We start from the raw sequence: 13,928 nt of genomic DNA, 5'->3' as shown, positions 1-13,928 counted from the left end.
CCGAACCTTCGTCAGTCCAGGCCCACCTGGGCCATGAAGTCCACGCTCTTGAGGCGGCGGCCCAGGTGATGCGCGATGAAGACGTTCAGCAGCCCCCGGGCACGCGCGCGCAGGTCCGGAGGCAGCGGGGTGCGCGCGCCTTCCTGGAGCGCGCGCAGGCCCGTGAGCAGCGCCACCGGCACCGCCACCGACTCGCGCGCCCGGAAGCCACAGGGCTCGCACACCGCGCCGCCATGTGCCTGGTCGAAGCGAGGCCGCTCCCCCGGCGCGCCACCACACAGCGAGCACGAATCGAACCGGGGCATCAGCCCCGCGTGCGCCAGCGCGGACAGCTCGAAGGCCAGCAGCGACGTGGGCCCCGCCTCCTTCGCGTCCAGCCGCGCCAGGTACGCCTCCAGCAGGGCGAACAGCTCCGGGTGCGGCTCATGCTCCCGCGTCAGCTCGCGGCACAGCTCCACCGCGTACAGGGCCCGGGCGATGAGCGACAGGTCCTCACGCGCCGCATAGAAGCCCGCGACGATGTCCGCGCCATCCAGCCGCACCGTGCTGCCGCGCGTCTCCACCAGGTGGACGCGCAGCCGCATGAACGGCTCCAGCGCGCCCGCGAAGCGCCGCTTGCTCTTGCGCGCTCCGGCGGCGAAGGCCGTCAGCTTCCCGTGCTCCCGCGTCAGCAGGGTGACGAGCCGGTCGGACTCGCCATAGTCCACCGAGGACAGCACGAGCGCGTCGTCGTCGTATCGCTCCATGGAGATGCTTCAACGCGCGAGCGGGTTGGGAAGCTTTCCGCTCAGCACGAGGAACAGGTACACGCCCAGGAGCAGGGACGCCAGCAGCACGGACAACCCCACGTAGGCCCGCTTGCGCCGCTCCTGCTCGAGCTGCACGGGAGACGGCGCCGGCACGGACCTGTCCACCTCCTCGTAGCGCAGCACCGCCTCCTCCGGAGACATGCCGATGACCTGCGCGTACGCGCGGATGTAGTTCACCACGAAGATGCGCGAGGGCAGCCGCTCCACCTGCCCGGCCTCGAGCGCGGTGATGAGCGTGGGAGGAATCTTGGTCTCCCGCGCGACGTCGTCACGCGAGAGGCCTCGGAGCTCCCGCTGCTGGCTCAGGTATTTGCCGAAATCGACGTGGTCCACGGGTCCCCAGATACCCAACGCGCTAGAGCTTTTCCAGCAGCCTCCTGCAGTCGTCCTTCAACACCTGTTCACCAGCTTTCGCCTTGCTCTCACAGGTGGCGAAGGCCGCCTTCGCCGCATCGACCTGTCCCAGCTTCGCCTGGCAGACGCCTTCACGCATATACGCTTCGGCCACGTCCGGGCAGCTCTCGCGGTAGTGCGCGAACTGGCGGCACGCCTCGGCGGTGCGGCCCGTCTCGTCGTAGATGAGGCCCAGGTTCTTGTAGCCCAGACAGAAGTTGGGGTTCGTCGTCACCGCGGCCTTGATGCTCTCCACCGCGCGGTCCGTCTCGCCCTTCTTGTAGTACGCCCACCCCAGGTTGCCCTGGGCGATGAAGGGCGTCGGGTAGAGCATGTCGTTGAGGACCGTCTCGTAGAGCTGGATGGCCTCGTCGTAGCGGCCCTGGTCCAGGTGCACGTTGGCCAGGTTGGTGCGCGCCTCGGAGAAGTCGGGGCGAATCTCCAGCGCCTTGTTGTAGTGCTTGACGGCCTCGTCGGGACGGCGGAACGCCAGGTGCAACAGGATGCCCATGGCGTTGTTCGCGTCGGGGTAGTCCGGGTCCTTCTTCAACGACTGCTGCAGCTCGCGCAGCGCATCCTGGAGCTCGCCGGCCTGCTGGGCCTGGATCGCCAGGTCATAGTGAATCTCCGCGCTCCGCTTCTCCTTCTCCGTGGGCGTGTGGGAGCAACCGGAGGACACCAGCAGCAGCGCGAGCGAACAGGACGCGGTGGAAAGGCGGGACATGGGAGGCGGCTCTCGACGGGGGTGAGGGGGCGGTGATTCAGAAGGCGGCCAGGAAACGGCCCAGCGTGGTGGTGACGTTCTTCTTCTCCTCGGCGCGCGCCACCACCGCGGGCACGAGCGTCGGGTCCTTGAAGAACACCGGCAACGTCTTGAGCTGCTCGTCCTGCTGCGCCGGGTCCATGGCGCGCCAGTTGGCGTCATCCATCATGAACCCCAGCGACTCCACGAAGGCCAGCGCGTCCCCTTCATCGTCGCGGTACTCGTCCGCCGACTGGTTGCGCCGGCCGGACAGGTACACCGCGCAGTCCGCGGCCTCCGCCAGGTACAGGTAGACGAAGACGGCCGCGGCCCCCTGCCCTCCCCGGATGCCCACGACGAAGGCCTGCGCCGGCCCGGCCTGCTTGCCGGGAATGGCCACGTGCGGCGTGTTGAGGGAGGTGTGCAGCGCCAGGACCTGTTCCCGCGTGGCGGGCAGCCCCCGGTAGCGCTCGTCGAGGTTGAACACGGTTGTCTCCGTTACACGAAGTCCCCCACCTGTCAGCGCGTGGTGAGGGTGAACTCCTGCGTGGCGTCCTGCGTGTCCGCCGCCGTCTTCTGGAAGCGGATGAGGGGATTGTCGATCATCACGTTCCCGCCGCCCTCGTTCCCCTCGCCAATGATGACCCGAAACACGTGGCCAGGCGAACTGCTGCGCGCGTCCGCCGCGTTCCCCTTCCGGGCGATGAACGTCACCTTGTTCGCCCCCGGCCGCAGGTCTCGGGTGATTTCCACCACCACCTGGTCCTCGTTGCCGCGCAGCTTGCGCAGCCACTTGGAGTTGACGAACACGTCGATGTCGTACCCCGTCATCCCTGGCACCGGCTGCTCCGTCACCAGCCAGTAGCGCTGGGTGATGCGCCCGGGCGCCGTGGGCGCGCCAGGCGCCTGCCGCGCCGCGGCGGGGGGCGCCTTGGCGGCGGGGGTGGCCGTCCCCGCGGCGGTACCGGGTGCCGGAGCCTGGGCCGGCGCCGCGGGGGCCGGCGGCGTCACGGTCGTCACCCGGGCCGCGTAGCCCGGGGCGTCGATGTGCACGTTGCCCGCCTCGTCGATGCGGACGGTGGCCTTCTCGAACCGCTGGTTGGTGACGCCGTCAATCTTGACGCCGTTGAGGAAGACGGAGCCGGCGTGCGCCCCGAAGGGGGCCAGGGCCAGGGCGGCGGCGAGCGCGGCGCTGGGGAACAGGGGGTTCTTCATGTGGGTCACTCCTGAGAATCTCCAACAGTCCCGGGCACTTGGAACGCTTAGCGCACCCGACGGGACGGGACAAGGCGCGCGTGCACCCCGTTGGAGCGGCCCGGCCGCCCGGAGATTCACCACACGCCCGCTCAGGGCATGGGCTCGGGAGGCACCTCGCGCTGCGCCAGGGCCCAGTCACCGCCCAGCCCGTGGCCCTCCCGGAAGCGCCGGAAGTCCCGGCGGACCGCCCGCGGGTAGCGACGGAAGCGCTCCAGCTCACCCTGCTTGATGGCGTTGCGGATGCGGGTGGGGCCGGCGTTGTAGGCCATCAGGGCCAGGTCCAGGTCCCCACCGAAGCGCTCCTGGAGCGAGCGCAGGTAACGAATGCCCAGCCGCACGCAGAGCGCGGGGTCCGCCGTCACCTCCTCACGGGACAGGCGCAGGCCTTCCTTCGCCGCCAGGAAGTGCAGCGTGCTGGGTTTGATCTGCATCAACCCGCGGGCGCCCTTCACGGACACGGCGTCTTCCGTGAAGTCCGACTCCACGTCGATGATGGCCAGGATCAGCAGCGGATCATACGCGAGCCGTCCGGCCTCCTCGGCGATGGCCTGGATGAGCTGCCGGCGCAGCGTCAGGCCCAGATCCGGGGCCCGCCGCGTCAGCACCGCGTCGATGAGCGACGCCTCGGGGGAGATGACCTCCGCCGCCACGACACCTGGGACGACGGGCTGCACCGGGCGCTCTTCCAGGAGCGGCACCAGCCGCGCGGACACGACGAGCGCCGCGCCCGCGAGCAGCGGGAGCCGGGAACAACCCGAACTGAGGGCGTGGAGACGTTCGAACAGCCGCGTACCGAAGGACCTCCCGCCCGAGGGGGCGGGAGATTTCACTTCCGCTGCTCCAGGGCCTGGATGCGCTCGGCCAGCTTGTCCAGGCGGGTGCCAAAGGCCGACAGCTCCTCGCGGCGCGGGAGCTTCATCTTCGCCAGGGCCACGCGCACGCGCTCCTCGACGTTGTGCTCCAGGTCCTTGCGGTGTCCCGCCAGCCGGTCCCCGAACTCACGGGCCTGGCGCTTCACCTCGTCCTGGCTCCACCCCGCCACCGCGGCCACGCGCTGCACGGCGCGGGAGGCTTCCTCCTCCGCCGTGTTCACCGCCAGCAGGGCCTGGCTCCAAAGACGCTCGAACGTCTCCGCCACGGCGTGCTTCTCTCGGGGGGCCTCGGGCTTGTTGTCCATGGGGTCTCTCCGGGAGGTGTGCGGGGTTGGGCGTCCAGCCCCGACCCGGTCGGGGGAACGGCCGAAATAAGCACACCCCCGACGCGAAGGGAACGACGGCGATGCGCCTCCCCCTCCCCTGACGCACTCCGGGAAAGGGAGAGGCAATACGGTCCGTCGGGGTGTGGAGGGGAAATCAGGCGCGCGGCGAGGATGCGGGGCTGCTGGAAGGCTTCGCGCCGTTCACCCGGCGCACCGGCTTCAGCAGCGAGTCCACCTTGCGGGACAGCTTCGCCAGCTCCTTGTTGAGGTCCTTCAACTGGGCCTGGCTGGCCACGCCCACGGCCTCGACGACGCGCGTCTGGATGCCGTCGAAGCGCTTGCGCAGCTCGGTGCCGGCCGCGTCCACGCGCCGGCCCAGCTCGGTGCTGGCCGCGTTGGCGCGCTTGCTCAGCTCCTGCACGCGCGGGTCCGTCAGCAGCTCACCGGCCTGGAGCTTCGTCCACAGCGCCTGGGCCTCCTTCGCGGCCTCCTGCCCACGGGACTCCAAGGTCTTCACCACCTTGCCCGCTTCGCCTTCCAGCTCCTCGATGCGCTTCTGCGCCTGGGAGAGCTGGGCCTTCAGGAAGCTCTCCACGTTCTGCGCCAGCCCGCTCTTCTCAGCGGCCTCGGAGCTCTGAACGTCGTTCTGCGTCGCCTCGGTCTCGGTCTTCGTCGTGGCCATACCGTCCTCCCCTATCCCGGCTTTCGCCGGGCGGTAACCAGGTGCGTCAATGCAGCGTCCAACAGTTAACGCGGCGCGCCATGGACGTCAAGGCAACGACAGACACATAACGCGATTAGCCATGACAAAAGGAAAACCGCCGCCCCGGGGAAAGCTCCGGGAGCGGCGGTTGTCTTCAAGCGGACGCTTCGAGGACTTCCCAGACGCGGACTAGGCCGCGCCGGTCGTCTGGGTGCCTTCCGGGCGGGAAGGCGGCGCGCTCAGGGGGCCGGTGTCGCCGTGGGTGGCGGCCAGGGCGGCCTCCATCTCGTTGACCTCGTCGGTGGGGCTCTCCACCGCGATGTCCAGGTGCTTGTAGTTCGGCAGGCCCGTGCCGGCGGGGATGAGCCGGCCCATGATGACGTTCTCCTTGAGGCCGCGCAGGTAGTCCACCTTGCCGTTGATGGCGGCCTCGGTGAGCACCTTGGTGGTCTCCTGGAAGGACGACGCGGAGATGAAGGACTCGGTGGAGAGCGAGGCCTTGGTGATGCCGAGCAGCAGCGGCTCGCCAACGGCGGGACGCTTGCCTTCCGACATGACCTTCTCGTTCTCCTCCTCGAACACCCACTTCTCGACCTGCTCGTCGACCAGGAAGTTGGTGTCGCCCACATCGGTGACGCGCACGCGGCGGAGCATCTGCCGCACGATGGTCTCGATGTGCTTGTCGTTGATCTTCACGCCCTGGAGTCGGTAGACCTCCTGCACTTCGTCCACCAGGTAGCGCGCGAGCTCCTTCTCGCCCAGCACCTTGAGGATGTCGTGCGGGTTGGCCGAGCCGTCCATCATCGCCTCGCCGGCCTTCACGCGGTCGCCGGAGTGGACGCTGATGTTCTTGCCCTTGGAGATCAGGTACTCCTTGGCCAGGTCGGTGCGCTGCTCGCCGTTCACCTCGGGGGTGATGATGAGCTTGCGCTTGCCCTTGGTGTCCTTGCCGAACGACACCACGCCATCGATTTCGGCGATCGCCGCCGCGTCCTTCGGCTTGCGCGCCTCGAAGAGCTCGGCCACGCGGGGCAGACCGCCCGTGATGTCCTTGGTCTTCGTCGTCTCGCGCGGCACCTTGGCGATGACCTCGCCCGGGTGGATCTCATCGCCGTCGTTGACGGTGATGATGGAGCCCTGCGGCAGGAAGTAGCTCGCCGGGTTGCGGGAGCTCGGCAGGTCCTTCACGTTGCCGTTCGCGTCGCGGATGGTGACGCGCGGACGCGCCTCCGGGTCCTTGGACTCGATGACCGTCTTCCGGGAAAGGCCCGTCACCTCGTCCAGCGCCTCGGACATCGTCACGCCTTCGATGATGTCCTCGTAGCGCACGACACCGCCGACCTCGGTCAGCAGGGGAATCGCGAACGGGTCCCACTCCGCCATGAGGACGCCCGGCTCGATGCGCTGGCCTTCCTTCACGAGGATGCGGGCGCCGTAGATGACCTGGTAGCGCTCGCGCTCGCGGCCCGAGTCGTCCACGACGACGATTTCGCCGTTGCGGTTCATGGCCACCAGCGTGCCGTCCGTCTTCTGCACGGTGATGAGGCCCGCGAACTTCACGCTACCCGCGTAGCGGTTCTCCAGGCTGGACTGCTCCGCGCGCCGCGTCGCCGCACCACCGATGTGGAAGGTGCGCATCGTGAGCTGGGTACCCGGCTCACCGATGGACTGCGCCGCGATGACGCCGACCGCCTCACCCACGGACACCTTGCGGCCGCGGGCCAGGTCACGGCCGTAGCACTCCACGCAGATGCCGCGCTTGGCCTGGCAGGTGAGCACCGAGCGGATCTTCACCTTGTCCATGCCGCTGTTCTCGATGCGGCGGACGCGGTCCTCGTCGATCTCCTCGTTGGCGCGCACCAGCACCTCGCCCGTGACGGGGTCGAGGATGTCGTCCAGGGCCACGCGGCCCAGGATGCGCTCGCCGAGCGGCTCGATGATCTCGCCGCCCTCCACCAGGGCGCCGATGAACAGGCCGTCCATGGTGCCGCAGTCGTACTCGTTGATGATGGCGTCCTGCGCCACGTCCACGAGACGGCGGGTGAGGTAACCGGAGTTGGCCGTCTTGAGCGCCGTGTCCGCCAGACCCTTGCGGGCGCCGTGCGTGGAGATGAAGTACTGCAGCACGGAGAGGCCTTCACGGAAGTTGGCCGTGATGGGCGTCTCGATGATTTCGCCGGAGGGCTTCGCCATCAGGCCACGCATCCCCGCGAGCTGACGGATCTGCTGGGCGCTACCACGCGCGCCCGAGTCGGCCATGATGTAGATGGGGTTGAAGGACGGCTGCTTGCGCGTCTCGCGCTTGCCGTCGCGCTCCCCGGTGGTCTCCTCCTGGGAGATCTGCTGCATCATCTCCTGGGCGACCTTCTCGGTGATCTCCGCCCAGATATCGATGACCTTGTTGTAGCGCTCGCCGTCGGTGATGAGCCCCTCGAGGTACTGGTTCTCGATCTCCGACACCTCCTTGCGCGCGAAGTCCAGGAACTCCTGCTTCTTCGCAGGGATGATCATGTCCTTGAGCGCGATGGAGATGCCGGCGCGGGTGGCGTTGTAGTAGCCGAGGCTGCGCACGCGGTCCGCGAGCAGCACCGTCTCCTTCTCACCCGTGAGGCGGTAGCAGAGGTCGATGAGGCCGCCGAGCGACTTCTTGTCGAGCACCTTGTTGATGGCGTCGAAGCCCACCGCGCGCGGGACGACCTCCCACAGGAGGACGCGGCCGACGGTGGTCTCCTTGCGCTTGCCGTCGATGCGGCAGACGACCTTCGCCTGGAGGTGGACCTCGCCGTGGTCGTACGCGGCGCGCACCTCGTCGGGCGAGGCGAACACGCGGCCCTCGCCGCTGGCGAACTCGCGGGCGCGGGTCATGTAGTAGATGCCGAGCACCATGTCCTGCGTCGGGACGATGATGGGCTTGCCGTTCGCGGGGCTGAGGATGTTGTTCGTGGACATCATCAGCACGCGGGCCTCCATCTGAGCCTCGATGGAGAGCGGCACGTGCACGGCCATCTGGTCGCCGTCGAAGTCGGCGTTGAAGGCGGCGCACACCAGCGGGTGGAGCTGGATGGCCTTGCCTTCAATCAGCACGGGCTCGAAGGCCTGCATGCCCAGACGGTGCAGCGTGGGCGCGCGGTTGAGGAGCACCGGGTGCTCGCGGATGACGTCCTCGAGGATGTCCCAGACCTCGGGACGCTCCTTCTCCACCATCTTCTTCGCGGACTTGATGGTGGTGACGTAACCCTTCTCTTCGAGCTTGTTGTAGATGAACGGCTTGAAGAGCTCGAGCGCCATGATCTTCGGCAGGCCGCACTGGTGCAGGCGCAGCTCGGGGCCCACGACGATGACGGAGCGGCCCGAGTAGTCCACGCGCTTGCCGAGCAGGTTCTGGCGGAACCGGCCCTGCTTGCCCTTGAGCATGTCGGACAGCGACTTCAGCGGGCGCTTGTTGGGGCCCGTGATGGTCTTCCCGCGGCGGCCGTTGTCGAACAGCGCGTCCACGGCCTCCTGCAGCATCCGCTTCTCGTTGCGGATGATGATGTCCGGAGCGTTGAGCTCCTGGAGGCGCTTCAGGCGGTTGTTGCGGTTGATGACGCGGCGGTACAGGTCGTTCAGGTCGGAGGTCGCGAAGCGGCCACCATCCAGGGGAACGAGCGGGCGCAGGTCCGGCGGAATCACCGGAATCACGTCCAGCATCATCCACTCCGGCTTGTTGCCGGAGACGCGGAACGCCTCGGCCACCTTCAGGCGCTTGGCGTACTTCTTCCGCTTCGCCTCGCTGGTCGTCTCCCGCATGTCCTTGCGCAGCTCTTCGGACAGCTTGTCCACGTCCAGCGACTTGAGCATCTCGCGGACGGCCTCGCCGCCCATGCCCGTGGTGAAGGAGTCCTCACCGTGCTCCTGGTAGAGCCGGTGCATCTTGTCCTCGCTGATGAGCTCGCCCTTCTGCAGCGGCGTCGCCTTCGGATCGAGGACGATGTAGCTCTCGCAGTAGAGGACCTTCTCCAGCTCCTTCAGCGTGATGTCGAGCAGGTTGCCGATGCGGCTCGGCAGCGACTTCAGGAACCAGATGTGGGCCACGGGCGTGGCCAGGGTGATGTGGCCCAGGCGCTCACGGCGCACCTTGGACTGGATGACCTCCACGCCGCACTTCTCGCACACCACGCCGCGGTGCTTCATGCGCTTGTACTTGCCGCAGTTGCACTCGTAGTCCTTCACCGGCCCGAAGATGCGGGCGCAGAAGAGCCCGTCCCGCTCCGGCTTGAACGTGCGGTAGTTGATCGTCTCCGGCTTCTTCACCTCGCCATGGGACCACTGGCGAATCTTGTCGGGCGACGCCAGGGCGATGCGGATGGCGTTGAACGACAGCGGGTCCTTCGGCTTCTCGAAGAAGTTGAAAATGTCCTTCACGTTGCCTCCGAAATCTCGTTGGGCGCCCTCCCCTTCCAGGAGGGCCGCCAGCTGATTCGGGCCCCCGCCCCGACCCGGCCGCGCCCGCCCCACTCAGGGGACGGCGGGCGGCCGGTCAGGCGGGCGCTCCGTGCAATCAGGCCTCGGTTCCCGTCTTGCGCTCCTCGCCGTCACCGCCGCCGAGGAAGTCACCACCGAAGCTGCGCTGCCGCTCCGGGGGAGCGCTCTCCAGCAGCTCCACGTCGAGCGCGAGCGACTGGAGCTCCTTGAGGAGCACGTTGAACGACTCGGGCAGGCCGCTCTCCAGGACGTTGTCGCCCTTGACGATGGCCTCGTACATGCGCGTGCGGCCCACCACGTCGTCCGACTTGACGGTGAGGAACTCCTGCAGCGTGTACGCCGCGCCGTAGGCCTCCATCGCCCAGACTTCCATCTCGCCCAGACGCTGACCGCCGAACTGCGCCTTGCCGCCCAGGGGCTGCTGCGTGACGAGCGAGTAGGGCCCGATGGAGCGGGCGTGGATCTTCTCGTCCACCAGGTGGTGCAGCTTCAGCATGTACATGACGCCCACGGTGACGTTCTGGTCGAACGGCTCACCGGTGCGCCCGTCGAAGAGCACCATCTGGCCCGTGCGGGGCAGGTGGCCCTCGTCCAGCAGGGCGTGGATCTCCGTCTCCTGCGCGCCGTCGAAGACGGGCGTGGCCACGTGGATGCCCTTCTTGGAGCGGCGGCAGAGCTGCTTGATCTCCTCGTCGTCGAGCTTGTCGAGGAACTCGCCGAACGCCGGGTCGCTGTAGATGACCTTGAGGCGCTCCTTGATGGCGTCCGAGCTCCAGTTGGACTCGACGTAGCGCTGCAGCGCTTCGCCGGTGCCCTTGGCGGCCCAGCCCAGGTGCGTCTCCAGGATCTGCCCGATGTTCATGCGCGAGGGCACGCCCAGCGGGTTGAGGACCAGGTCCACCGGACGCCCGTCCTCCAGGTACGGCATGTCCTCCTCGGGGAGGATGCGGGACACGACGCCCTTGTTTCCGTGGCGGCCGGCCATCTTGTCGCCCACGGCCAGCTTGCGCTTGATGGCGACGTACACCTTCACCATCTTGATGACGCCCGGCGGCAGCTCGTCGCCCTTCTTGATGCGGGCGATCTTCTCGCCGAAGGCCAGCTTCACGGCCTCCTTCGTGTCCTCCAGGTTGCGGAGGATGTCGCGCAGGCGCGAGTCCAGCGGATCGCCAACGGAGATCTCACCCCAGTACTTGTAGGGCACCGTGGACAGCAGCTCGTCGTCGAGGATGTCCCCCTTCTTCAGGAGGATCTTCCCCTTGTCGTCCACGAGCTTGCCCTGGACCTCCTTGGTGCGGACCAGGCCGCGGATGCGGCCGAACGCGCTGTCCTGGAGGACCTTGATCTCGTCGTTCTGGTCCTTGAGGAGCTTCGCCTCCTCCATGGACTCGATCTGCTTGGCGCGCTCGTCCTTCTCCACGCCCTTGCGGCTGAACACCTTGGCGTTGATGACGGTGCCCACCACGCCCGGCGGGACGCGGAGCGAGCTGTCACGCACGTCGCCGGCCTTCTCACCGAAGATGGCGCGCAGCAGCTTCTCTTCGGGGGAGAGCTGCGTCTCGCCCTTCGGGGTGATCTTGCCCACCAGCACGTCGCCGGGCTTCACCTCGGCGCCGATGCGGATGATGCCGCTCTCGTCGAGGTCCTTGAGGGCCTCCTCACCCACGTTCGGGATGTCGCGGGTGATCTCCTCCTTGCCCAGCTTGGTGTCGCGCGCGATGCACTCGAACTCCTCGATGTGGATCGACGTGTAGACGTCGTCCTTGAGGATGCGCTCGCTGATGAGGATGGAGTCCTCGAAGTTGTAGCCCTGCCACGGCATGAACGCGACGACCACGTTCTGCCCCAGCGCCAGCTCGCCCGTCTCCGTCGCCGGACCGTCGGCGATGACGTCACCCTTCTTCACCCGGTCGCCCTTGCTGATGATGGGCTTCTGGTTGAGGCAGGTGTTCTGGTTGGAGCGCTGGTACTTGAGGAGGTTGTAGATGTCGACCTCGCTCGTGACGTCGCTCAGCGAGGCCGGCACGTCCGCCTTCACCACGATGCGGCCGGCGTCCACGCTCTCCACGATGCCGTCGCGCCGGGCCACGCAGGTGACGCCGGAGTCGCGGGCGACGATGGACTCGATGCCCGTGCCCACCAGCGGCGCCGCGGTGCGCAGCAGCGGCACGGCCTGGCGCTGCATGTTGGAGCCCATGAGCGCGCGGTTGGCGTCGTCGTTCTCCAGGAACGGGATGAGCGACGCGGCCACCGACACGAGCTGCTTCGGGGACACGTCCATCAGGTCCACGTCCTCGGCGCGCGCCTGGACGAACTCACCGCCGCGGCGGCTGGACACCAGCGCGTTGGCGAACTTGCCCTTCTTGTCCGTCTCCGCGTTCGCCTGGGCGATGGTGTGCTTCTCCTCCTCGAGCGCGGAGTAGAAGGCCACGTCCGTCGTCACCACGCCGCCCTCGACCTTGCGGTACGGCGTCTCCACGAAGCCGAACTCGTTGACGCGCGCGTAGGTGGACAGCGACGCGATGAGGCCGATGTTCGGACCTTCCGGCGTCTCGATGGGGCAGATGCGGCCGTAGTGCGTCGGGTGCACGTCGCGCACCTCGAAGCCCGCGCGCTCGCGGGTGAGGCCGCCGGGCCCAAGGGCCGACAGGCGCCGCTTGTGGGTGACTTCCGACAGGGGGTTCGTCTGGTCCATGAACTGCGACAGCTGGCTGGACCCGAAGAACTCCTTGATGACCGCCGTCACGGGCTTGGCGTTGATGAGATCGTGCGGCATGAGCGTCTCGATCTCCTGGAGGCTCATGCGCTCCTTGATCGCCCGCTCCATGCGCACCAGGCCGATGCGGTACTGGTTCTCCAGCAGCTCGCCCACCGCGCGGACGCGGCGGTTGCCCAGGTGGTCGATGTCGTCGATGGTGCCCTTGCCGTTCTTCAGATCGATCAGGTAGCGGATCACCTCGAGGATGTCCCGCTTGGTGAGGATCTGCCCGTCGAGCGGCTCCTCGAGGCCGAACTTGAAGTTCAGCTTGAGGCGGCCGACCTTGGAGAGGTCGTAGCGCTCCGGGTTGAAGAACAGGTTGGTGAACAGGTTGATGGCCGTCTCCGGCGTCGGCGGATCGCCAGGGCGCAGGCGGCGGTAGATCTCCATGATGGACTGCTCGGGGGTCTCGAGCTTGTCCAGCATCAACGTCTCACGCAGGTACGGGCCCACGTTGAGGTTGTCGATGAAGAGAACCTTGAACTCCTTGATGCCGTGCTTGAGGAGCTCCTCGACCTTCTCCTGGGAGACCTCCTCGTTGCACTCGAGCAGCACCACGCCGGTGTTCTCGTCCACGACGTCGTAGGCGGACACCTTGGTGAAGAGCTCATCCGCGTCGATGGGGAGCGTCTTCATCTTGGCCGCCTCGAGCTTCTTGATGGCGGCGCGGGTGAACTTGCGGTTCTTCTTGACGATCAGGTCACCCGCCTTGGTCTTGATGTCGCGGGTGGCGCGCTGGCCGGGCAGCAGCTCGAGCTCGACGCTCTTCTCGAAGTCCTCGCTGCTCTGGAGGTAGATGGTCTCCGTCGCGTAGTAGTAGTTGAGGATCTCCTCGGTGGAGCCCTTGAACTCCAGCGGGTTCTTCTTCGCGGTGTCCGGGACGGCGCCGAGCGCGCGGATGAGCACCGTGGCCGGCAGCTTGCGGCGGCGGTCGATGCGCACGTACAGCAGGTCCTTGTGGTCGAACTCGAAGTCGATCCACGAACCGCGGTAGGGAATGATGCGGGCGTTGTAGAGCAGCTTGCCAGACGAGTGGCTCTTGCCCTTGTCGTGGTCGAAGAAGGCGCCCGGGCTGCGGTGGAGCTGGCTGACGACGACGCGCTCGGTCCCGTTGATGATGAAGGTGCCGTTCTGGGTCATCAGCGGGATTTCGCCGAAGTAGACCTCCTGCTCCTTCACGTCACGGATGGACTGGGCGCCGGTCTCCTCGTCCTTGTCCCACACGACCAGGCGCACCACCACCTTGATGGGCGCCGAATACGTCATGCCACGCTGGTGGCACTCATCCACGTCGTACTTCGGGCGCTCCAGGTGGTAGCTCACGAACTCCAGCGAGGAGGTCTCGTTGAAGTCGCGGATGGGGAACACCGACTTGAAGACGCCCTGAAGACCGAGGTCCTCGCGCTTGTCGGCGGCGATGTCCGCCTGGAGGAACTTCTCGTAGGACTGCTTCTGGATGTTGATAAGATTGGGAATGTCGATGATCTTCGCGATCTTCGCGAAGGTCTTCCGCACGCGGAAATTGTTCTGGATCTGCGTCGGCATTCTGGCTCCGGGGACGACTGCTCGGGCGGGCAAACTTCAATAACGCGCGGCGGCGCCGG

The 13,928-nt window shown here is 67.3% G+C and carries 10 protein-coding genes; all 10 read right to left on the bottom strand.

Translation table 11 applies throughout. From position 1 onward, the window contains the following. Positions 1-11: 11 nt before the first annotated feature. Positions 12-746, bottom strand: coding sequence for a DNA repair protein RecO (recO, locus tag MYMAC_RS15265; RefSeq protein ID WP_095958617.1), 735 nt, complete (start codon positions 744-746; stop codon positions 12-14). 9 nt (positions 747-755) lie between these two features. Continuing rightward, positions 756-1,142 (bottom strand): helix-turn-helix domain-containing protein, encoded by a 387-nt coding sequence (locus MYMAC_RS15260; protein ID WP_013939652.1) that lies wholly within the window; start codon positions 1,140-1,142, stop codon positions 756-758. Between the two features lie 22 nt (positions 1,143-1,164). Then, a complete protein-coding gene (gene tgl / locus MYMAC_RS15255) occupies positions 1,165-1,926 on the bottom strand; it encodes a social motility TPR repeat lipoprotein Tgl (protein ID WP_095958616.1) in 762 nt (253 codons plus the stop codon). Between the two features lie 37 nt (positions 1,927-1,963). Continuing rightward, positions 1,964-2,431 carry a hypothetical protein gene (locus tag MYMAC_RS15250; RefSeq protein WP_013939650.1) on the bottom strand — a complete coding sequence of 156 codons (468 nt, stop codon included), beginning with the start codon at positions 2,429-2,431 and terminating at the stop codon, positions 1,964-1,966. Between the two features lie 32 nt (positions 2,432-2,463). Then, positions 2,464-3,159: a hypothetical protein gene (locus MYMAC_RS15245; protein ID WP_204817636.1), complete on the bottom strand. Its 696-nt coding sequence runs from the start codon at positions 3,157-3,159 to the stop codon at positions 2,464-2,466. A gap of 131 nt (positions 3,160-3,290) precedes the next feature. Further along, positions 3,291-4,031 (bottom strand): lytic transglycosylase domain-containing protein, encoded by a 741-nt coding sequence (locus MYMAC_RS15240; RefSeq protein WP_013939648.1) that lies wholly within the window; start codon positions 4,029-4,031, stop codon positions 3,291-3,293. After that, positions 4,028-4,378, bottom strand: coding sequence for a phasin family protein (locus MYMAC_RS15235; RefSeq protein WP_013939647.1), 351 nt, complete (start codon positions 4,376-4,378; stop codon positions 4,028-4,030). The genes MYMAC_RS15240 and MYMAC_RS15235 overlap by 4 nt, the downstream gene beginning before the upstream one ends. A gap of 175 nt (positions 4,379-4,553) precedes the next feature. Continuing rightward, positions 4,554-5,081: a hypothetical protein gene (locus MYMAC_RS15230; RefSeq protein WP_013939646.1), complete on the bottom strand. Its 528-nt coding sequence runs from the start codon at positions 5,079-5,081 to the stop codon at positions 4,554-4,556. Between the two features lie 210 nt (positions 5,082-5,291). Further along, positions 5,292-9,506 (bottom strand): DNA-directed RNA polymerase subunit beta', encoded by a 4,215-nt coding sequence (gene rpoC / locus MYMAC_RS15225; protein ID WP_013939645.1) that lies wholly within the window; start codon positions 9,504-9,506, stop codon positions 5,292-5,294. A 136-nt stretch (positions 9,507-9,642) separates the two neighbouring features. Beyond that, entirely contained in the window at positions 9,643-13,869 is a 4,227-nt protein-coding gene (rpoB, locus tag MYMAC_RS15220) for a DNA-directed RNA polymerase subunit beta (protein ID WP_095958614.1), read from the bottom strand. Between the last annotated feature and the right edge of the window lie 59 nt (positions 13,870-13,928).

The sequence above is a fragment of the Corallococcus macrosporus DSM 14697 genome (genome assembly GCF_002305895.1).
Taxonomy (GTDB): Bacteria; Myxococcota; Myxococcia; order Myxococcales; family Myxococcaceae; genus Myxococcus; species Myxococcus macrosporus.
The sequence above is the reverse complement of the archived record's forward strand: the minus strand, read 5'-3'. Positions and strand labels throughout refer to the sequence as shown.